Here is a 21868-nt window from a genome sequence, read left to right as displayed (position 1 = left end):
CGTTTTACGGCTGTGTGAAGATAATTTAGCCAGTCCAGTTGATTAAGATTTAGGTCATCATGAGTCAGATTAAGTTAATAGTGGGGTTAGCTAACCCTGGTGCTGAATACGCTCAAACCCGTCATAATGCTGGGGCTTGGTATGTAGAAGAGCTTGCGCGCATTTGTAATACGCCGTTGACACCAGACAGCAAATACTTCGGTTTAACGGCTCGAGTGACGTTACATCACCGCGATGTACGATTATTGATCCCGACGACATTTATGAACTTAAGTGGAAAGTCTGTCGCGGCTTTAGCGAGTTTCTTCCGTATTCTGCCTGAAGAGATTCTGGTTGCTCATGATGAGTTAGACATGCCACCAGGTGTTGCTAAGTTTAAATTAGGCGGCGGCCATGGTGGGCATAATGGCTTAAAAGATATTATTTCACGCCTAGGTAACGACAAAGGTTTTCATCGCCTACGCATCGGTATCGGTCACCCTGGTGATAAAAACCGTGTTAGTGGTTATGTTTTAGGTAGAGCGCCTGCCACCGAGCAACAACAAATTAATGCTGCGGTAGACGAAGCTGTACGCGCGACAGAAATTCTATTTAAAGAAGATATGGTGAAAGCCATGAACAGATTACATTCGTTTAAAGCTGAATAGCTTTGCGATACTCAATTTCAAAAGACATTATCAATTAGATAATTTACATATAAAGGTAAGCATATGGGTTTTAAATGCGGCATTGTTGGATTGCCAAACGTAGGTAAGTCAACGCTGTTTAATGCACTAACACAAGCAGGTATTGAAGCGGCTAACTTTCCGTTTTGTACAATTGAGCCAAACACCGGTGTTGTGCCAGTGCCGGATCCACGCCTAGATGCGTTAGCCGCCATTGTTAATCCACAACGTGTTTTACCAACCACAATGGAGTTTGTTGACATTGCAGGTTTGGTTGCGGGTGCGTCTAAAGGTGAAGGTTTAGGTAATAAATTTTTAGCTAACATTCGTGAAACCGATGCTATTGGCCATGTAGTGCGTTGTTTTGAAGACCCAAACATTGTCCATGTTGCTAATAAAGTTGACCCAGCACGTGATATTGAAGTGATCAACACTGAGCTAGCGTTATCTGATTTAGATACCTTAGAGCGCGCTATTTTACGTCAACAAAAGAAAGCTAAAGGCGGCGATAAAGACGCTAAGTTTGAAGTTGAAGTATTAGAAAAAATGCGTCCAGTATTAGATGAAGGCAAAATGCTGCGTTCGCTATCATTAGAGAAAGAAGAGTTAGCCGCTGTTGCTTACCTAAACTTCCTAACGTTAAAGCCAACAATGTATATTGCTAACGTATCAGAAGATGGTTTCGAAAATAATCCACATCTTGATGCGGTAAGAGAAATCGCCTCGACTGAAAATGCAGTTGTTGTTGCGGTATGTGCTGCAATTGAATCAGAATTAGCTGAAATGGACGCTGAAGAGCGTGACGAATTTATGGCTGATTTAGGTTTAGAAGAACCAGGCCTTGATAGAGTGATTCGTGCAGGCTACAGTTTACTTAACTTGCAAACATACTTTACCGCAGGTGTGAAAGAAGTACGCGCATGGACGGTTGCCATTGGGGCGTCAGCGCCACAAGCAGCGGGTGTTATTCACACTGATTTTGAACGCGGCTTTATTCGTGCTCAAGTGATGTCATATGACGACTTTATCACCCACAAGGGTGAAGCTGGTGCTAAAGAAGCGGGCAAATTACGTGTTGAAGGTAAAACTTATACCGTTAAAGACGGTGATGTGATGCACTTCTTATTCAACGTATAACTTTTTTGAGTTTGAATTTTACTCATCTGTAAGTGGTGACATCATCATTTGTCACCACTACAAATAAAAAATTCACCAATATGATGCAAAAATACGAGTTTTAGGGGCAAAATTCGTTGGAACATTATTCAGTTTGGTGAAGTTATAGCCGAATAAGCAAGAATGATGAAATAAGCAGAAAAAAGCTGTTGACCTAGACAACGTGAATCAGCATAATACGCCCCGTTCCTCGCTAAGAGGGATGAAGAAATACAAAGTGGCAATGTAGCTCAGCTGGTTAGAGCACAGCACTCATAATGCTGGGGTCGCAGGTTCAAGTCCCGCCATTGCTACCATCTTCACTTAATGTGAGTTCAAGATGTAAAACATGAACATGTTGTGCGGGAGTGGTGAAATTGGTAGACACGCCAGATTTAGGTTCTGGTGCCGCAAGGTGTGAGAGTTCAAGTCTCTCCTCCCGTACCATTATTCGAAAGATTGGCTTATAGCGGATTTTTCAAAAAGTTTTAGTTGGGGTATCGCCAAGTGGTAAGGCACCGGGTTTTGATCTCGGCATTCCCAGGTTCGAATCCTGGTACCCCAGCCATTATTTAGTAAGACGTAATCATCTTATGATCGATTATTGGGGTATCGCCAAGTGGTAAGGCACCGGGTTTTGATCTCGGCATTCCCAGGTTCGAATCCTGGTACCCCAGCCATCTTTTTTATTAAGGCAAAAAGATGTGGCAATGTAGCTCAGCTGGTTAGAGCACAGCACTCATAATGCTGGGGTCGCAGGTTCAAGTCCCGCCATTGCTACCATATTTCTAGGTGCAATGGTAAAGTTGCCAGCTAGTAAATATCACGGTTTACTCTATAAATAATTAGGGTATACTCGTAAAAAGTTTGATGCGGGAGTGGTGAAATTGGTAGACACGCCAGATTTAGGTTCTGGTGCCGCAAGGTGTGAGAGTTCAAGTCTCTCCTCCCGTACCATCAAACACATCTAAAGTAATTCCTTTCGATATAAAAAATTTTTTGGGGTATCGCCAAGTGGTAAGGCACCGGGTTTTGATCTCGGCATTCCCAGGTTCGAATCCTGGTACCCCAGCCATATTAAAAAAGCCTGTCATTACGACAGGCTTTTTGCGTTATAAGGCTTCAATAGGCGTTGAAATTGCGGCTATAGATTTCTAGTTAACTATATATTCTAATAGTATTTTTATTGCTTAATGAGCTCAATAACGTCTAGGTTAGTGAGATAGGTCATTGTCATTAAGTGATAAAATCTTAAGACTTAATTTGATTGTATTTCAATTATAATGAGTCGTTTATTTTAAATACCATGTAGCCTAATGTTAGATTTCAAAATGTGAGCCAGCTAAAGCGTATTGAATAGTCAATTGGTATATCCCTTCTACACAAAAATGTGGTTAGCTTTCGCTAACCACATCGAGAATTAATTAAACTATTTCGATTAATTGCGCTAAGGAATAATCGTTAAGGGCATTTTGCCGGACCGATATTTTTCCATACGGTACTTCCCATTCGTGGCTCATGGTTGATAATCCACCAGTTTGCTTGCCATCTCGAGCCATTATGGTCGACCTGCGCCTTACCTTGATAGGCAACATCAGGGTTCCAAGGCAATTCAACCTCAGACATTAACTTCCAAGCTTGCGATGAAGGGGTTGGTTCATCATTTTGATTCCAGTATTTGGCCTTATATACTAAGCCTAAGTGACTAACCGTTTCTTGAGTATATACTGCTGTGTTTATCCATTTATCAAACTGTGAAGCTTTTGGATCAACGGCAGAGCATTTTGAGTTTAGATCAGGTTGTTGAGCAGTCAATGGTATATCTTTCACATGTATTTCCATCGATGCGGAGTTACTCTTGTCACCGTTAGAGGCATTTACAGAGATAATATAGATTTGATCAGCATCAACTTTAGGTGCTTTAATCTTAACGATATTACTCGTTTCACCTGAAATAATAGTAAAACTCTCAGGCACGCTCCAAGAGGTATACGCGACAGGATTAACGTTATCAGTGGATACATGGGCAATGACGTCAAATTCAACGCCCTCATTAACTTGTAATCTATCTGTAGCAAGTTTTACTGGGGGAGCATATCTTTCTGTAGGTGATATATTCGTTAGCTCAATTTCAGCACTGTCGACTTCTCCAAATGAATCACTAACAGTTAATTTAAACTTGTAATGTGTTTTGGAAGAAACTTGTGGAAAATCAATAGTAGCTTGGTCTTTATCAGCATCAATAATCACCACAGCTGGCCCTGAAATTTGTTCCCATAGATAAGATAGTGTTTCATATTCAGGATCATATGATTGCTTAGCATCTAATACTCCTGACATCGGGCCAATAAACTCTTTACGCTGATAACTGTCTTTTTCATAAACATCAATAATCGCTTTTGGTGCCTTATTTTTCTGTTCTGTAACGACAGTAGGAATGTTGGGCGTTGGCGAAGGTTGCCCCGGTAAATTAGTGACAACCGAGTGACCTAAACCATCATGCATTGCATTTATTAGATCTCCATTGTCTCCGTCGATTTCCCAATGAAAAATTCCGCCTAAGTTTTGATTAAGCACATAGTTTGCTTTGGCTTTAACGGAGCGAGGATTGTCATATGTAATTAATCCGCCAGTAGTAGAGTTAAACAAATAAGGGGCTTCAGCTTGTTCATCATAACTATATTTCCAATCCCCTCCCATGTGGTTATCAACGATATCTCGATAATCAAGAGTGCCATCTTCCCACGTACCTTTAATAGGGCCAGTGGCTTCTCCAGTAAATGGGTTACCAGATTGATAGTTATTAACGCCTGTCCAACCTCTACCATATGCTGCAGCACCCAACACTAACTTTTCTGCTGCAACACCTTGTGCTAATAACAGCTCAACACCTTTAGATGCATAGTATTTATTATTAATGGTATTTACTGAAGAGGAATGAAGTGCTGTTTGGTGGTTTAACTCATTATTACTCCATGCGCCATAAAAGTCATAACTCATCATGTAAATGTTATCTAAATACTTAGAGGCTTCGGCATAATCCACTACGGCTATTTTATCTGACCCGACACCAATTGCGGATGTTAACTCATAATAACGCCCTTTCTCAGCGCCTAACTCATCAAGCATGAGCCTTAGGTCTTTTAATATCGAAACATAAGTATCACTATCTTTTGTTTTATCGCCAAGATTCGGGTTGGCTCCGCCTCCACCAGGAAACTCAAAGTCAATATCTACTCCATCAAAAAATTTCCAAGTTTCTAAAAACTCTTTAACAGATGCAACGAAAGTTGCGCGTTTAACAGGGTCATCCATAAAAAAGAAAGGATCTGATAAAGTCCAGCCACCGATAGAAGGTAAAATTTTAAGGGCGGGATTGGCTTTTTTCATCGCCATCATTTGCCCGTAGTTTCCTTTATAAGGTGATGTCCAATCATCAACCCCTTTTTGTGACTTTTGAAGCGCGGCGTATGGATCGTGTATGGCAACTTTAAAATCATCTCGTCCTGTACAGGCACGTTGAAGTGAGTTAAATGAACCCGGAATGGTTTTTAAACTGTCATTTAATCCATCTCCGCCACAGATAGGAATAAAGCCATACAAAAGCCTTGTTAAATTGGCTGCGGGTATTTTGTCAAATGGGTAGTCTCTACCATACACTGCCCATTCTACTGCATATGTGCCGACTATTTTTCCCGAGGAGTTAGTATAAGCGGTATTGTTTTCTACCCATGTATTTGACAGTGGCGATAGGTGACTACCATCGGTATCAGCTATTGTAAGCGACTTTTTATCAGACATTGTACAGCCGTCATTATTACAAGCATTAACATACATATCATATAAGCCACCTTTATTCATTGTAAAGCTGGCTGAGCTTAAAGAACCATCGCCTGTCCATACTTGGGTAAAAGATTGATCTTTACCCTGAACTAACACCGAAATCTGGTTAGCAGGGTCTCCAGACCAAATATTCCAAGATACATCAACTTGTACTTCATCTTTAACTGATTTAATCAGTTGTTCATATGGAACAGCTGATTTATGAACATCAACTAAAGCGTAAGTATAGTCTCCCCAAGAGATTGAGGGTTTTCCTGGTGCTGCCGCATAAGCAGATGGCGTTAATGCAATGGCACTGAGGGGGATTAAGGGTAACCAAGATTTATGGCTAAATACATTGCAATATTTCATGTTAAATCACTCCAAGATAAGTCAGTATTGTGAAGCAAGCTAGGCTTGAATGAGCACTAGCCAATCTTCCCAATTAAAAAATGCATCCCTACTTCCTGAAGCTTTCCAAAAATATTGATTTTTTGGGAGCCCCTCAAATTAAGCTCAATCTGTAAAAATAGGATAACCAGCATTAAAAATACTTCATTAAGTCCAATCTAAAACAATGAATAATCCGCTGCTATTGATTTAAAGTGATTAAATTTTAATTCAATGGTTAATAGCATTTAAACTAACAGTAATGAGCTCAGTAATATGACAACACCGTCGCCAAAGACAGGTGCCCTCATTATTTTGGCGTAAGCAAATGCCATTGGTTTTTTATCACGTGAGGGGGAAGCGAGTTAAATGTCATTAGGCCTTCAGCGTTAGGTGGAGTCGCTAAAAACAAAAGGCAACCCGAAGGTTGCCTTTTAGCAATTTAACAGTGGTGTAATTTATGCTTAAGCTTCTAATTTAGCCAGTTCAGTTTTTTGCTCGTTCATCTTGTCCATGTCACGAGATAAATCTGCTAACTTAGCACGCTCTTTTTCAATCACTGCAGCAGGGGCTTTAGCAACGAAACCTTGATTAGATAGCTTACCTTCAATACGGTTAATTTCTTGGGTTAACTTTTCTAATTGCTTGTCGATACGTGCCATTTCAGCTGCAACATCAATTAAGCCTGCCATTGGAATTAATAACTCCATTTCGCCGACTAATTGCGTGGTAGACATTGGCGCGGTATCGCCTTCAGCAAGAATCGTCATAGATTCTAATTTAGCTAAGGTTTTGAAGAATGCTTGGTTAGCTTCAATACGGGCTTTATCTTGGGCGCTTACACCACGTAATAGGGCATTAAGCGGTTTAGATGGCGCGATATTCAGTTCAGCACGAATATTACGTACAGCCACAATGACTTGTTTAACCCACTCTAAATCTGCCATGGCCACTTCATCGACCTTGTTAGCATTAAATGTTGGGAACTCAGCCAACATTAGGGTATCACCTTCTACACCAGCTAGCGGTTTAACACGCTGCCAAATGGTTTCAGTAATGTATGGCATGATTGGGTGCATTAAGCGCTGCATTTGCTCAAGTACAGTGACCAATGTATGGCGAGTACCACGTTGCTCTGCTTCGCTACCATTTTGTAAAACAGGCTTGGTTAGTTCTAAATACCAATCACAGAATTGGTTCCAAGTGAATTCGTATAAAGTGTTAGCGGCTAAGTCAAAACGGTAAGCGGCCATGTGATCGTCGAAGGTTTTAACGGTTTGGTTAAATAACCCGATAATCCAGCGGTCAGCAAGTGAAAGTTGCATTTCACCTTGTTTACCATCATGGAGTATTTGGCCACAATCTAATGGTTCGCCAGCTTCATTGCTTTCTGGATCAGCTTGAACTTCAGTGTTCATTAACACATAACGAGAAGCATTCCATAACTTGTTACAGAAGCTACGGTAACCGTCTAAACGCTTCATGTCCCAGTTAATGTCACGACCCGTTGATGCCATTGCCGCTAAGGTAAAGCGCAGGGCGTCAGTACCATGAGCTTCAATACCCTCTGCAAATTCTTTGCGGGTACTTTTTTCAATTTTAGCGGCCAGTTTTGGCTGCATCATGTTTCTGGTACGTTTTTCGACCAGCGATTCCAGCTCGATGCCGTCAATCATATCTAGTGGATCAAGTACGTTGCCTTTTGACTTAGACATTTTGTTACCCGCTTCATCGCGAATAAGGCCAGTAACATAAACAGTTTTAAAAGGCACTTGTGGTTTGCCATCTTCATCTTTAATGAAGTGCATGGTCATCATGATCATACGGGCAACCCAGAAGAAGATGATGTCAAAACCGGTAACCAACACATCGGTTGGATGGAAGGTTTTTAGATCTTCTAAATTGTCAGGCCAACCTAAGGTTGAGAATGTCCATAGTGCAGAACTAAACCAAGTATCCAGTACGTCATCATCTTGGCGAAGCACAACTGAGTCAGCTAGCTTATGCTTTTGACGCACTTCAGCTTCGTTACGCCCGACATAAACTTTACCGTTTTCATCGTACCAAGCAGGAATACGGTGTCCCCACCAAAGCTGACGTGAAATACACCAGTCTTGAATGTCACGCATCCAAGAGAAGTACATGTTTTCGTACTGTTGAGGTACAAACTTAATGTCGCCATTTTCAACCGCTTCAATGGCTGTTTTAGCCATCGGCGCAACCGCGACATACCATTGGTCGGTAAGTAATGGTTCAATAACCACGCCACTACGGTCACCGTAAGGCACTTTTAAACCGTGTGGAGCAATTTTTTCGAGTAAACCTAAGGTTTCAAACTCTTCAACAATTGCAGTACGTGCTTTAAAACGATCTAAACCTACATAACGCTCAGGTAGGGCGATTTCAATGTCTTTATTCGGTGTGCCGTCAGTGTTAATCACTTCCACAAATGCACGAACAGCCGCATCTAAGGTGAAAATGTTATACATTGGTAGTTGGTGACGCTTACCGACTTCATAGTCGTTAAAGTCATGTGCAGGGGTGATTTTTACACAGCCAGTTCCAAATTCCATATCAACATAGTCGTCAGCTACAATCGGAATACGACGGTTAACAATAGGAAGTAAAATAAACTTGCCCACTAATGATTGATAACGTTCATCATCTGGATGAACGGCTACCGCGCTATCACCTAACATGGTTTCAGGTCGAGTTGTTGCTACTTCTAAATAGTCTTTACCGTCAGCGGTGAGTTCACCATCGGCTAACGGGTAACGGAAGTGCCACATGTGGCCTTGTTTTTCTTTGTTTTCGACTTCTAGATCAGAGATAGCAGTATGCAGTTTAGGGTCCCAGTTTACTAAACGCTTACCACGGTAAATTAACTCGTCATCATATAAGCGTACAAACACTTCTTGTACTGCTTTTGATAAGCCTTCGTCCATAGTGAAACGCTCACGATCCCAATCGACCGATGCACCCATACGGCGTAGCTGTTTAGTGATAGTGCCGCCTGATTGCGCTTTCCAATCCCACACTTTGTCGATGAAGGTGTCACGACCAAGATCATGACGAGTTTTACCTTCTTCCGCTTCAAGTTTGCGCTCAACTAACATTTGAGTAGCAATACCTGCGTGGTCGGTACCCACTTGCCATAAGGTATTTTTACCTTTCATGCGTTGGTAGCGGGTTAACGTATCCATGATGGTATCTTGGAACGCATGCCCCATGTGTAGGCTACCAGTAACATTTGGTGGTGGGATCATAATGCAGTAGTTGCCTTTTGATTCATCACCATGTGGCTTAAAGTAACCTTGCTCTTCCCAGTTTTGGTATAGAGCCTGTTCGATGGACTTGGGATTGTATGTTTTTTCCATGGGAGCGTTTTATCTCAATCTAAATTTAGTGTTATTTGGCTAATGCTTGGGTTGTCACTTGGCACCCAAGTGTTTGATATTCACGGTAGCGTTTTCTTGCTATCCCTTTTAAAGCATCATCATTAGCCACAAAATCGATAATTTGCGCTAAGTTTACCGCAAAATGAGGGGCTTGGTCTGCAAGATTAATCAGAACTTGACGACTTTTATTTGGCCCAAGCTTGTCAAATCCAATCTCAACAGGTGAGCCTTGTGCAGGCCCTTCTCCTTTGAGGTTGTGAGGCACAAAAGCGCTGGGCTCAAATTGCCATAATAATTCATCAATGGCATAGGCTTGCTGTTTATCATTACAGTGAATATAGACCAGTTTTTGCTGTCTGTAATGTTGCTCAGCAATTTGGCAGGCGGCTAAATAAACGCTGTCGATTGCGTTTGATGCTTGATGATTTTCTGGCATTAATAAGAATAATGCTTGAGTCATAAGTAAGGGCCATTTGCCAAGGTAAAAGATGGGGGCAAGTTTACACTAAAATATCGATGAGGTTAATGATTGAGATGATACAAAAAAGGTGAAGAATGGCTTCTTCACCTTTATGTTAATTGCGATTAACAAATTGCTCAGAATACACTGAGCTTATTCGTCAATTTCAATACCAGAACGATTAATCAAGAACTGAGATAAAATCGGTACTGGACGACCCGTTGAGCCCTTATTGGCGCCGCTATTCCAAGCAGTACCAGCCACATCTAAATGTGCCCAGTTATACTTTTTCGCGAAGCGAGATAAGAAACACGCTGCCGTAATTGACCCTGCTGGACGACCGCCTAAGTTAGTCATATCTGCAAATGGGCTGTCCAATAAGTCTTGGTATTCATCCCATAGTGGCATGCGCCAAGCGCGGTCACCACTTTGTTCACCGGCATTTAAAATCTCATGAGCCAGTGGATTATGAGAGCTAAATAAACCTGAAGCATGTTTACCTAAAGCAACTACACATGCACCGGTTAAGGTTGCGGTGTCGATAACTAGCTCTGGGTCAAAACGTTCAACATAGGTTAAAACATCACACAATACTAAACGGCCTTCAGCATCAGTATTTAACACTTCAACAGTTTGGCCTGACATGGTTGTTAAAATGTCGCCTGGACGATAAGCACTGCCTGACACCATGTTTTCACAACCGGCCAGCACACCAATAACATTAATTGGCAGCTTCATTTCACATAAGGCTTTCATGGCACCAATAACACCCGCAGCGCCACCCATGTCGTATTTCATTTCGTCCATGGCTTCGCCTGGTTTTAATGAAATACCGCCCGAGTCGAAGGTTAACCCTTTACCTACCAGTACAATTGGCTTTTGAGTGCTATCAACTGCGCCTTGATATTCCATAATTGTCATAATGGATTCATTGGCGCTGGCACGACCTACCGCTAAATATGAATTCATACCTAGTTTGGCCATTTGCTCTTCACCGACTGTGCTGACTTTTAGGCTTTCATAGTTTTCGGCCATTTGACGAGCTTGAGAAGCAAGGTAAGCAGGATTACAGATATTTGGTGGCATGTTGGCAACATCACGGCATAACGACATACCTTCAGAAACTGCAGCACCATGCTCAATCGCTTTTTCACCAATGGTGAGTTCACGACGAGTCGGGACATTAAAGACAATTTTACGCAATGGGCGACGGGTTTCACCTTTACGTGTTTTCAATGCATCAAAGCTATAAAGGCTTTGGTGCGTTGTTTCAACAGCTTGACGAACCTTCCAATAAGTGTCGCGAGTTTTAACGTGTAACTCAGTTAAAAAACACACGGCTTCCATTGAGCCAGTTTCGTTTAAAGTATTAATAGTTTTAGTGATAATTTGTTTGTATTGGCGCTCGTCTAACTCACGCTCTTTGCCACAACCCACTAATAATACTCGCTCACTTAGTACATTAGGTACATGGTGAAGCAATAACATTTGCCCAGGCTTTCCTTCAAGATCACCACGGCGAAGAAGGTTACTGATGTAGCCTTCACTGATTTTATCCAACTGCTCTGCGATGCCTGATAAACGGCGCGGTTCGTAAACACCTACAACAATACAAGCTGAACGTTGTTTTTCGGGGCTGCCGCTCTTTACGCTAAACTCCATGAGCACTCCTAGATTCTTAAAGACAAATTTTTATATTTATAAGATAATGTTCTAAATTCTGGCGGTTAGGCCAGAGATAAACGTTAAGGTGATAAGCTATTGGCTTATAGATAAAATGGGCGTTTTAAAATACCCAGCCATTCTGCTGTCAACCATAGTAGTTTAGCACCTTCCGAGCTGGTCAGAAAACTATCAAAACTGCTAAAAGTAGACAGTTTACATGAATGAAACTCTGATACCAGTAAAAAGATAAGTTTAGCCCTTGGATCCTATTTGTGATTGTATTTAGATACTTGATTGGTGAAGTGTTAAAAGCCCAGTTAGCGGTACTCACTGTGCTGTTAACTATTTTTATTAGCCAACAGTTTGTGCGTGTGTTAGGTGATGCTTCAGATGGTGAGTTTCCGGCGTCTTTAGTCGTGACCTTGCTGGGGCTAAATATGCCTCAATTAACCGTGTTAATTTTACCGCTGAGTTTCTTCCTGGGTATTTTACTCGCACACGGGCGAATGTATGCCGAAAACGAGATGGTGGTATTACACGGTGTCGGTGTGAGTGAGTGGTACGTGACTCGGGTGACACTTATTTTAGCGCTGATTAACATGGTGTTTACCGCTTATCTGGCGATCTATGTTTCTCCTTGGGCTGAAGAGAGGCAAAACCAAGTATTAGAGCAAGCGCAATCGGAAGCCGGATTAGCTGCGCTGACTCAAGGGCGCTTTCAGGCCAGCCCTAATGGCAGGGCGGTATTGTTTGTTGAAAAAATAGGCAAAAATAACGACCTTGATAAAGTGTTTGTGGCTCAATTACCCGAAAAAGATGATGAGCAAGGCGTAGCTAATATTATTGTCGCTAAGCAAGGTAAAGTGATTGAAGATGAGTTTGGTAGTCAATTACTGCAACTTGAAGATGGCTTACGTTATCAAGGCAGCCCGAATAAAATGAATTACCAAATTGTTGAATTTGGTGGTTATAAAATGGAAATTAAAGAGCAAGAAGTTGACCAACGTAACCGTAAACTTTCTGCTATGCCGATTGACACATTATTGGATACTCCAGGTCCTGAAGCCGTTGCTGAGTTTCAGTGGCGTTTAGCAATTCCAATTTCTATCCCTTTACTGACCTTGATTGCGGTTCCGTTAGCGAGAGTGAATGTTCGCCAAGGTAAGTTTGCCAAAATGTTCCCAGCCATTTTATTGTACCTAGGTTACTTTGGTTTAATGGTTGCAGGGCGAAAAGCCTTACAAGATGAGGTGATTCCTGCCTATTTAGGTATGTGGTGGATTCATGTTTGTGCGCTAGTCATGGGAGTATTGTTGTTGGGTAAAGAAAGGCCGAAAACCGCCAAGTTGATGAATATGTTCAAGCGAAATAAGCAGGTGAGCGCATGAATATTATCGATTTTTATATTTCAAGGGTCATTATCGGCACCTCTGCAATGTGCTTACTTATTTTAACGGGTCTATCGGGTATTATTAAATGGGTTGACCAATTAAGGGTTGTGGGGCGCGGCAGCTATACTATGATGGATGCGGGTGTATATGTGCTTTATCTTGTGCCACGTGACATTGAAATGTTTTTCCCTATGGCGGTATTGTTAGGTGCGTTAATCGGCATGGGCATGTTGGCGTCTAATTCTGAATTAGTGGTGATGCAGGCCTCGGGAATGTCGCGTTTGCAAATTACCCAATCAGCAATGAAAACGGCCATTCCGCTGATGATAATGGTGATGGCATTAGGAGAGTGGGGCGCACCAGTTGCAGAAAAGTCAGCTAAAGAGCTACAAGCCGTTAAAACCTCTGGTGGTAGTTTAATTGCTTCACATCGAGGAATTTGGGCTAAAGATGGCGACTTATTTGTCAATATTGGCGAGGTTAGAACGGTAAATGATCTGGCAAATGTGTCTTTGTATCAATTTGATGAAAACCTAAAACTGATCAAAATTATTCGAGCAGAAAATGCAAAATTTGAGCAAGATGCTTGGGCATTAACCGATGTGACTACGACTCACTTAACCGATGAGAAAATTGAGTTAGAGCATGAGGCTAGTGAAACATGGCGTTCTAGTTTAACCCCAGACAAACTTGAAGTGGTTTCCGTGAAACCAGAAGGATTATCTATTCAAGGGTTATTAGGGTATTTAGACTATCTTGAAAATAACCAGCAAGATGCCAGCCGATATGAGTTAGCGTTATGGCGTAAAATCATGCAGCCTATAACCGTTGCAGTGATGATTTTGGTGGCGTTGTCTTTTGTGTTTGGCCCATTACGTACAGTAACAATGGGGGCTAGAGTATTGTTAGGTGTGGTGGCAGGTTTTAGTTTTTATATCTGTAATCAGATTTTCGGCCCCATGAGTATTGTATATGAGCTACCCGCAGTGATAGGTGCCGTAGCGCCTAGTTTGTTATTTACCGCAGGTGCATTTTATTATATTCGTAAGTAGTGTTTACTGCTTAATTAATCAAAAAGGCCGCGTTAAGCGGCCTTTTTGATGGATTAAATATATTATTTAATCTTTTTATACTTTACGCCATCTTTTGATTTTCCAACGGTTACGCGGCGGCCTTGCATGCTTTTCTCGGCAATCATTTGTGCACTAGCACCGTCGCTACGTTGTTTGTTTTTAGCGAAACTGCGGCGCTTTTGAATTTGCTTTAGTAATAACTCACGGTTGCTAACTTCATAGCCTGGTACGGTGATACGGCGAATTTTTTGGCCAATTAATTTTTCAATATCAGCCAAGGTGCGTTCTTCTTCACGGCTCACAAATGAAATGGCTACCCCGCTTTTACCCGCACGACCAGTGCGGCCAATACGGTGAACGTAATCTTCTGCTAAAAACGGTAGGTCATAATTAACCACATATTCTAAGTCTGGAATATCTAAGCCGCGGGCTGCAACTTCGGTTGACACTAGTACTCGAACTTTACCTTCCATAAACTCACGGAGTGCTCGGCGACGGCTACCTTGGCCTTTTTCACCGTGAACTACGGCAGAGGTAATTCCGTCTAAGTTGAGTTCTTTTACTAAGTGGTCACAGTCTTCACGTGTGGCACTGAACACTAACACTTTATGCCAGTTTTTAGTGCCAATCAGCTCAGATAATAATTCACGCTTACGGCGTTGCTCTACGGGGTAAATAACTTGGCTGATGGTGTCTGCGGTGCTGTTTTGGTCATTGGCTGCAATCACTTTTGGTTTTTCAAGCATCTCGTTAGCGAGCTTTTTAACCGCATTTGAGAAGGTGGCTGAAAACAACAAGTTTTGACGATTCTTATTTACCGCTTGCAAAATTTTAGCAATATCGGCGCTAAAGCCCATATCTAACATGCGGTCCGCTTCATCTAATACTAAAAAGTCCACATGCGATAAGCTTAAATTGCACGATAAAATATGCTCGAGTAAGCGCCCTGGGGTTGCCACAATAACATCGGCACCGCGCTTTAATTTAACGGCTTGGGTATCCATTTTTACCCCACCATAAATAGTTAGCACGTTAAGGTTCATGTGTTTACCGTAGGCGCTAATATTGTCGGCAACCTGCGCAGCCAGTTCTCTGGTTGGGGTTAAAATTAAGGCGCGGGTATTGGATGCGATAACCTCTTTAGGCTTTTCCATCATTTTTTGCAAAATGGGTAAAGCAAACGCAGCTGTTTTACCTGTACCGGTTTGGGCGCTGGCTAACACATCTGAACCACGACGAATGGCTGGAATAGCTTGACGCTGAATTGGTGTCATTGCCTGATAACCGCATTCAGCGATCGCGCGTAGTATTTCAGGTGCGAAGCTAAAAGATTCGAATTTCATGGTTTCAGTTTCCTAATTAAGCATCAAGTTAAAATGGGTTGAGTTTCATTGTAGCCAACTGATGGCGTGAGCTGGCTATTTTTTCTCGGGCGCGGAGTATAGCAAATTTTTTGCTTAAGTTTGTATACTTGTTGCACTTTATCAAATAATTGCAGTAACAAAAAACGGCGCTCATATAGTGAACGCCGTTTTTAGTGAAGTGTAATTATACTTTAAATGGCTTGTGTTACCTTGTTTAACCAAGCTAAATCATCACCTTGCATATAAGGTGCTAACGTTTGTTGAACTTTGGCGTGGTATTGATTAAACCAGTTTATCTCAGCGGTGGTTAATAACGACTTGTCAATTAACCTTGCATCCATAGGAATGAGTGTTAACGCATCAAACTGGTACATTTCTCGCTCGCTGCCAGCTAATGCTTGGCAAGGTTTAATGACCACAAGGTTTTCAAGGCGAATACCAAACTCGTTGGCGCGGTAGTAGCCTGGCTCATTTGATAACACCATGCCGGGCAGTAGCGGCACGTTATTGACGTTTTTACCGATACGCTGTGGACCTTCATGAACACTTAAAAAGTGGCCAACACCATGACCTGTGCCATGGTCATAATCAAAACCATGTTGCCATAAATATTGACGGGCCAATGCATCAAGTTGTTGACCTGACGTGCCTTTAGGGAAGCGGGCTAAATCAAGGGCGATATGACCTTTTAGCACTAAAGTGACCATCTTTTTCTGCTCATCGGTGACTTCACCAATAGCGATGGTGCGGGTGACATCGGTGGTGCCGTCAATATATTGCGCACCTGAATCGACCAAGTAAATGCTGTTCATGGTCATTGTACTTGGGGTGCCATTATTGTGGTTGTAATGACACATGGCCGCATTGCCACCGGTGGCTGAAATAGTGTCAAAGCTAGGTTCACGGTACTTAGGATCTTGTAAACGATAGCTTTCTAGTTTGTCGGCAAGCTGTGCTTCATCGTGCATTATCCCTTGTTCGACTTGATGGTCTAACCATGCTAAAAATTTTGATACTGCAACGCCGTCGCGAATATGACATGCGGTCATGCCTTCAAGTTCAGCGGCATTTTTTTGTGCTTTAGGCAGTGCGACAGGGTCTAAACCTGCAATCAACTTAGCCCCGCCAGTTTTTGCTTGTAACTGACAAAAAGCATTCGCTGAATGCGGATCGGCTAATAACTTCACACCTTGTAAATTTGTTAATGCTTCACCTAGCTCAGACTCATCTTTTACTGTTACACCTGTACCTACGTGTTCAGCAAATCCTGCTGGTACTTTGGTCAAGTCGGTAAATAAGGTCATGTCACCATTTTTATACAACAAGGCGTTACCCAAAATAACGGGTAAGCGTGGAACGTCATTACCACGAATATTTAATAACCAGCAAAATGAATCTAGCGCCGCAATTAACGCGACATCGGCACCTTGCTTGCTAATTAACTCACCAATTTGCTGGCGCTTTTCAAGGCTATTACGTCCGGCACTTTGATGGCTAAATAAGGTAAAGGGCTGTTGGGGTAATTGTGGGCGGTCTTGCCAATTTGCATCGATGGGGTTTTGTGGAACATCAACCAATTCAATTTGCGCTTTGTCTAATTCAGCTTTAGCTTGTAAATACCATGCGTAGGTATGAAGTCGACTGTCTATGCCCACTTTGCTGCCAGTAGGCAATGTGTTGCAAAGCCACTCAATTTGCGGATCATCGGTTAAACTCAAGTATTGAAATAGTTCACCGTCGACTTGTTGGCGAACTTGTACGGTATAGCGTCCATCAGTGAAAATAGCCGCCGAGTCTTGAAGTACAATAGCCATCCCCGCAGAACCAGTAAACCCAGTTGCCCAATGTAGGCGTTCATTTCTAAGCGGAACGTATTCACCTAAATACTCATCTGCACGAGGAATAATAAATGCGTCGATATTATGTTGGCTGAGCTGCTGGCGAATAGCGTTTAAACGCTGGGAAATAACCGATGATTGTGGCATATAAATAAGGCTCCAAAATGTTGGGCAAAGAAACTGGCTTGATTATCTCAAGCTCGAATAGGTTTACAAGCTGACAAGTTATCATGTTTTAACTTGACCTGAGAAATTGTAACTTTATATTGTATGCAATTTCAAACTCTGGACTTAAACTGCCAAGGCCATTTACGGCGTTGTTTTTGGGTTGCCTTTGAGTTTATCACTTCACAATAACAATAATTTAGGAGCCTTCATGAGTAACGGCATCGGCGGATTAACGCAGCAACAAGCATTAGATAAACTGTCCAATATGACCCAAGGCATTGCACCGATTTCATTGGATGAATATCAAGCTCGCATTGCCAAAGCACAGCAATTGATGCAAGCAGAAAATATTGATGCCATTTATTTAAATGCCGGCACTAATTTAAGTTATTTTACTGGCACTAAATGGTATGCCAGTGAGCGTATGGTGGGCGCTATTTTACCTGCAAAAGGCGAGTTACAATATATTGCCCCGGCATTTGAATTAGATACTTTACAAGGTTTTATGGTGATAAAAGGCCATGTTAACACTTGGCATGAAGATGAAAGCCCGTATGAATTGGTTAACACTTGCCTGGTTAATTTAGGCATTAATCCTGCTAATGCCACATTAGGTATTGATGAGTCTGCAGCATTTTTTATTGCAAACGGTATTGCCAAAGCCCAGCCGACATTAACCCTTGTGGATGCAAAAGCGGTTACTGCGGGTTGCCGGATGATTAAGTCAGCCACTGAAATTGCATTAATTCAGCAAGCAATGAACATGACTTTAGCGGTACACAAAGCGGCTGCAAGCATTCTTTATGAAGGGATTACCACAGATGAGGTGACGCAATTCATTAATGCCGCTCATAAGAAAGTCGGCGCCAGCGGCTCTTATTTTTGTATCGTGCTATTTGGTGAAGACAGTGCTTATCCTCATGGAGTTGTGTCACCTAAAGCCTTATCAAAAAATGATACGGTGTTAATTGATACTGGCTGCCAATTACACGGTTACAACTCAGATATTACTCGCACTTATGTGTTTGGTGAGCCAAGTGAGCGCCAGCGTGAACTATGGAATGTTGAGCAAGCGGCTCAGCTAGCGGGGTTCAATGCTGCGCAAATTGGTGTGGCTTGTGGCGATGTTGATGTGGCCGCCAGAAGTGTTATTGAGCAAGCTGGTTTTGGCCCAGGTTATGCTGTACCGGGGTTACCGCATCGCACAGGTCATGGTATTGGATTAGATATTCATGAATGGCCATATTTAGTGAAAAGTGACCGCACGCCTTTAGCTGCAGGAATGTGCTTTAGTAATGAGCCTATGTTATGTGTGCCAGGTGAGTTTGGTGTGCGTCATGAAGACCATTTTTATATGACTGAACAAGGGGCTAAGTGGTTTACTCAGCCTGCTAAGTCTATAGATGATCCTTTTGATTTCATGGCTTAGTTTTCACTATTTTTTGTGTAATAGCCTGCCTCTAAGCAATAACTTAACTCACTGAAGTATTACGGTATATCTTGCGGTATTTCAGTGAAGTTAAATTTTTGTGTTGTTTTTAAAGCAATGTCCTTAATCCAGTTTATTTTGTTATTTTGGTTTTACGGTTGTTTTATTAACACTGTGGTTTAGGTCAAAAAAGCGCAAATTTCAACCACTTCATCAATGAAACACGTTACCCTTTACTATCAAGCTTGTTGAGCTTGTTTGTCGGTCGACATTGATATTGTGGAGAGTGTTATGCGTTTTTGTTTGTTGCTACTTGGTGTGTTTTCGTCGTTGTGTATCGCCAAAGAGCCCGCGAGCTCATTACCCGTTTTACCGTCTCAAACGGGTCAATCTTTTATGGTGAGTGCGACTAACCCTTATGTGACCCAAACTGGCTATCAGGTATTAAACAAGCAAGGTAATGCCGTTGATGCAATGGTTGCTATGCAAATGGTGATGACCGTTGTCGAGCCTGATATGACCGGATTAGGCGGAGGAACCTTTGCATTATATTTTGATAATAAAAGCAAAAACTTTAGTGCTATAGACGGTCGAGATGCTGCCCCTGCCAGTGCCACACCAGATATGTTTTTAGCAGATGCCACAGCAGGTAATGAGGTATTAGGGCCTCGTACTGTTGCCATACCGGGTACGTTAAAACTGCTTTATCAAATGCATCAGCAATATGGCAATTTACCTTGGTCAGAGTTAGTTCAACCCGCCATTGATTATGCTCAAAATGGCTATGTCATGAACAGTTATACCTACGATATTGTGGTACGTGAACAACACCGGCTTACCCGTGACCCCGCTATAAAAGCCCTGTATTGGCAAGGGGATGAAGTTAAGCCTGCTGGCACTTTGATGACGAACCCCGCCTTAGCTAAAACATTAACGATGATCGCTAAGCAGGGGGAGGCATATATGTATCAAGGCGCGCTAGGTGAGCGTATTGTCAGCAGTATTAATGCGCGTTTAACCGCTGAACAACCTAAATTGTCTATGGCTGATTTTAATCAGTATCACCTTAAACAACGTCAAGTGGTGAAATCTCAGTATGGCGATAATCAAATTTTTTCTTTTGGCTATCCCGCTTCTGGTGGGCTAATGGTATCGCAAACGCTGACGTTGCTAGAGCCATTCAAACTATCAACAATGTCTATGACAAGTGCAGAACCTTGGCGTTTAATGACCGAAGCTATGAGAATTACCCAAGCCGATCGGGTTGCCTATGCTGGCGATCCTGATTACGTGGCAGCACCAATGAAAGCGTTGTTAAACAAAGATTATATAGATGCCCGTAGAAAACTTATTCCGCAATCTGGGGTACAAAATAAGCAGCCACAAGCCGGAGAATTAAGCACATTTTCACCTGTGTTAGATAACACTCCTGAAGGGCAAGATACCGGGCATATTTCCATTGTCGATAAGCAAGGCAATGCCATTGCAATGACCAGTACAGTAGGCACTGGCATGGGCTCTGGAGTGATGGTTGATGGATTAATTATGAATGCACAAATGGGTAATTTTACTCATACACCGCTGGTGGAGGGCAAGCCTGCACAAAATGCCATAGCCCCAGGGAAACGCCCTCGTTCAGCAATGACGCCGTTAATGGTATTAGACAAGCATAATCAATTGCGCTTGGTTGTTGGTTCACCGGGTAGTGCCCAAATTCCGGGGTACGTATTAAAAACCTTAGTTGGGGTATTAGATTGGAATTTATCCGCTCAAGAAGCCATTGATTTACCAAATATTCAATACGGCACTAAAATTGACCGAACTAAAGCAGAAAACATTACTGGTTTACTGGTAGAGAAAAAGACCTTTGCAGAAATGCTGGCACCAGAATTGATGGCGCAAGGGTATCCGGTACATATATTGCCAATGGTGAGCGGGTTAAATGCCATTGAGCTTAAAGATGGCAAGATTATAGGAGCAAGTGACCGTCGTCGAGCGTCTACCTCTATGGGGAAATAAATATCAACGATGCTTTATATCGCCAAGAGATGATATTGCCAATCATATTGCCAAGAAATGGAACTTGGCAAGATGATTGGCAAACAGTTAACACTGAGTTGGATCAGTTGTTAAATCATAACTTGGTAGTTCAGTCGTACTTTTAGCTTCGTGGTAGGTGAGTCGGCAAGTTGCTGGCGCATCTCTTTGCCAAATATACGCATCGCCAGTCCCGTCAGTGTAAATTGTCCATTGCGCATTGTTATCAACACTTATGGTTGGGTCTGTGCTTGAGGTGGCGTGATTAAACTCAGTGCTTAATACGTTTTCTAAATCTGTGTTGGTTGCATGAACATAGCCGTAAACTGTGTAAACCGGTTGCCCGGTTCCAATATCTAAGTCAGTATTCAGTTTGGCTTTTTCGACTCCAGCCAAGCTGGCCTTAGAGTAAACTAGTGAGTTGGCACTTTGAATTGCCCCTTTCATTCCTGCTAATGTGCTGAGTCGGGCATCACCTTGTAAATTGATAAACTTTGGCGCTGCAACTACGGCAAGTATGCCGAGAATAACAATCACCACGACCAATTCAATTAACGTAAAACCTCGTTGTTTTTTCATTGCTGACACCTTAGCTACCTTAGGTAGCTGATTTCAATTGTTGATATAAAATGCTCCTAGCGTCGCTTTATTCAAATTAAAAAATAAACAATTAAGATGAGTAAAATCCTTATTTAGAGTTAATGCTCTAAATCGAAGTTGCGCCTTTTTTAACCAAACCGCAAATTAAAAAATGTTTATATTTAAACCTTGATGCCACAGTAATGAGTATTAACCTGAGTGATACTGCAAGGCTATAGAGTGTGGAGATTTGGAGGCTGGCACTTATTGATTGAGCTTATTGAGTTGATTGAGTTGATTGAGTTGATTGAATTAGGTCTTTACCTCAGCCATAGACTCAACTATACACGCCGCTGAGATGCTTCAGCATTTGCTGATTCACTAACAATTTTTCTAGCAATTTATCTAACAAAAAGGGCAATACGCTGTTTGAG

The 21868-nt window shown here is 42.1% G+C and carries 13 protein-coding genes and 7 tRNA genes; 13 read left to right on the top strand and 7 right to left on the bottom strand.

Annotated features, from left to right (window positions below):
* Positions 1 to 59: 59 nt before the first annotated feature.
* From pth to L2672_RS04710, 9 genes are all read left to right on the top strand, one after another.
* Positions 60 to 647, top strand: coding sequence for an aminoacyl-tRNA hydrolase (pth, locus tag L2672_RS04750; RefSeq protein ID WP_248994674.1), 588 nt, complete (start codon positions 60 to 62; stop codon positions 645 to 647).
* Positions 648 to 710: 63 nt separating this feature from the next.
* Positions 711 to 1802, top strand: a complete 1092-nt coding sequence (gene ychF / locus L2672_RS04745) for a redox-regulated ATPase YchF (protein WP_248994673.1) — start codon at positions 711 to 713, stop codon at positions 1800 to 1802.
* A 258-nt stretch (positions 1803 to 2060) separates the two neighbouring features.
* A tRNA-Met gene (locus tag L2672_RS04740) sits at positions 2061 to 2137 on the top strand.
* A gap of 45 nt (positions 2138 to 2182) precedes the next feature.
* A tRNA-Leu gene (locus L2672_RS04735) sits at positions 2183 to 2267 on the top strand.
* 46 nt (positions 2268 to 2313) lie between these two features.
* Positions 2314 to 2388 (top strand) — tRNA-Gln (locus L2672_RS04730).
* A gap of 37 nt (positions 2389 to 2425) precedes the next feature.
* Positions 2426 to 2500: transfer RNA gene (locus L2672_RS04725), tRNA-Gln, on the top strand.
* Positions 2501 to 2526: 26 nt separating this feature from the next.
* Positions 2527 to 2603 (top strand) — tRNA-Met (locus tag L2672_RS04720).
* 89 nt (positions 2604 to 2692) lie between these two features.
* A tRNA-Leu gene (locus tag L2672_RS04715) sits at positions 2693 to 2777 on the top strand.
* A 43-nt stretch (positions 2778 to 2820) separates the two neighbouring features.
* A tRNA-Gln gene (locus tag L2672_RS04710) sits at positions 2821 to 2895 on the top strand.
* 386 nt (positions 2896 to 3281) lie between these two features.
* Here the strand turns inward: L2672_RS04710 and L2672_RS04705 are convergent.
* The 4 genes from L2672_RS04705 to pepA all read right to left on the bottom strand — a co-directional run bounded on the left by L2672_RS04705 (position 3282) and on the right by pepA (position 11552).
* A complete protein-coding gene (locus tag L2672_RS04705; RefSeq protein WP_248994672.1) occupies positions 3282 to 6014 on the bottom strand; it encodes a glycosyl hydrolase family 18 protein in 2733 nt (910 codons plus the stop codon).
* A gap of 482 nt (positions 6015 to 6496) precedes the next feature.
* Entirely contained in the window at positions 6497 to 9409 is a 2913-nt protein-coding gene (locus tag L2672_RS04700; RefSeq protein ID WP_248994671.1) for a valine--tRNA ligase, read from the bottom strand.
* Between the two features lie 31 nt (positions 9410 to 9440).
* Positions 9441 to 9890, bottom strand: coding sequence for a DNA polymerase III subunit chi (locus L2672_RS04695; protein WP_248994670.1), 450 nt, complete (start codon positions 9888 to 9890; stop codon positions 9441 to 9443).
* A 153-nt stretch (positions 9891 to 10043) separates the two neighbouring features.
* Positions 10044 to 11552, bottom strand: a complete 1509-nt coding sequence (gene pepA, locus L2672_RS04690) for a leucyl aminopeptidase (RefSeq protein ID WP_248994669.1) — start codon at positions 11550 to 11552, stop codon at positions 10044 to 10046.
* Positions 11553 to 11827: 275 nt separating this feature from the next.
* On the opposite strand from pepA, the gene lptF reads away from it, so the two are divergent.
* A complete protein-coding gene (lptF, locus tag L2672_RS04685) occupies positions 11828 to 12943 on the top strand; it encodes an LPS export ABC transporter permease LptF (RefSeq protein ID WP_248994668.1) in 1116 nt (371 codons plus the stop codon).
* On the top strand, positions 12940 to 13998 hold the full coding sequence (gene lptG / locus L2672_RS04680) for an LPS export ABC transporter permease LptG (protein ID WP_248994667.1): 1059 nt from the start codon (positions 12940 to 12942) through the stop codon (positions 13996 to 13998). The genes lptF and lptG overlap by 4 nt, the downstream gene beginning before the upstream one ends.
* Before the next feature lie 62 nt (positions 13999 to 14060).
* On the opposite strand, the gene L2672_RS04675 is transcribed toward lptG, so the two are convergent.
* Both L2672_RS04675 and L2672_RS04670 read right to left on the bottom strand, forming a co-directional pair.
* A complete protein-coding gene (locus L2672_RS04675; RefSeq protein ID WP_248994666.1) occupies positions 14061 to 15362 on the bottom strand; it encodes a DEAD/DEAH box helicase in 1302 nt (433 codons plus the stop codon).
* 212 nt (positions 15363 to 15574) lie between these two features.
* Positions 15575 to 17368 (bottom strand): aminopeptidase P family protein, encoded by a 1794-nt coding sequence (locus tag L2672_RS04670; protein ID WP_248994665.1) that lies wholly within the window; start codon positions 17366 to 17368, stop codon positions 15575 to 15577.
* A 229-nt stretch (positions 17369 to 17597) separates the two neighbouring features.
* Here L2672_RS04670 and L2672_RS04665 point away from each other — a divergent pair, with 229 nt between their 5' ends.
* Both L2672_RS04665 and ggt read left to right on the top strand, forming a co-directional pair.
* A complete protein-coding gene (locus L2672_RS04665) occupies positions 17598 to 18818 on the top strand; it encodes a M24 family metallopeptidase (protein ID WP_248994664.1) in 1221 nt (406 codons plus the stop codon).
* Between the two features lie 291 nt (positions 18819 to 19109).
* The gene (gene ggt, locus L2672_RS04660; protein ID WP_248994663.1) at positions 19110 to 20837 is read left to right on the top strand and encodes a gamma-glutamyltransferase; all 1728 of its coding nucleotides are present in this window, start codon (positions 19110 to 19112) and stop codon (positions 20835 to 20837) included.
* An 87-nt stretch (positions 20838 to 20924) separates the two neighbouring features.
* Here the strand turns inward: ggt and L2672_RS04655 are convergent, their stop codons facing one another.
* Positions 20925 to 21434, bottom strand: a complete 510-nt coding sequence (locus L2672_RS04655) for a prepilin-type N-terminal cleavage/methylation domain-containing protein (RefSeq protein WP_248994662.1) — start codon at positions 21432 to 21434, stop codon at positions 20925 to 20927.
* Between the last annotated feature and the right edge of the window lie 434 nt (positions 21435 to 21868).

The organism is Shewanella gaetbuli (assembly GCF_023284065.1).
Classification (GTDB): Bacteria; Pseudomonadota; Gammaproteobacteria; order Enterobacterales; family Shewanellaceae; genus Shewanella; species Shewanella gaetbuli.
The sequence above is the reverse complement of the archived record's forward strand: the minus strand, read 5'-3'. Positions and strand labels throughout refer to the sequence as shown.

Coding starts and splice junctions, on each gene's coding strand:
- pth (WP_248994674.1), top strand. CDS start 60: ATGAGTCAGATTAAGTTAATAGTGGGGTTAGCTAACCCTGGTGCTGAA.
- ychF (WP_248994673.1), top strand. CDS start 711: ATGGGTTTTAAATGCGGCATTGTTGGATTGCCAAACGTAGGTAAGTCA.
- L2672_RS04705 (WP_248994672.1), bottom strand. CDS start 6,014: ATGAAATATTGCAATGTATTTAGCCATAAATCTTGGTTACCCTTAATC.
- L2672_RS04700 (WP_248994671.1), bottom strand. CDS start 9,409: ATGGAAAAAACATACAATCCCAAGTCCATCGAACAGGCTCTATACCAA.
- L2672_RS04695 (WP_248994670.1), bottom strand. CDS start 9,890: ATGACTCAAGCATTATTCTTATTAATGCCAGAAAATCATCAAGCATCA.
- pepA (WP_248994669.1), bottom strand. CDS start 11,552: ATGGAGTTTAGCGTAAAGAGCGGCAGCCCCGAAAAACAACGTTCAGCT.
- lptG (WP_248994667.1), top strand. CDS start 12,940: ATGAATATTATCGATTTTTATATTTCAAGGGTCATTATCGGCACCTCT.
- L2672_RS04675 (WP_248994666.1), bottom strand. CDS start 15,362: ATGAAATTCGAATCTTTTAGCTTCGCACCTGAAATACTACGCGCGATC.
- L2672_RS04670 (WP_248994665.1), bottom strand. CDS start 17,368: ATGCCACAATCATCGGTTATTTCCCAGCGTTTAAACGCTATTCGCCAG.
- L2672_RS04665 (WP_248994664.1), top strand. CDS start 17,598: ATGAGTAACGGCATCGGCGGATTAACGCAGCAACAAGCATTAGATAAA.
- ggt (WP_248994663.1), top strand. CDS start 19,110: ATGCGTTTTTGTTTGTTGCTACTTGGTGTGTTTTCGTCGTTGTGTATC.
- L2672_RS04655 (WP_248994662.1), bottom strand. CDS start 21,434: ATGAAAAAACAACGAGGTTTTACGTTAATTGAATTGGTCGTGGTGATT.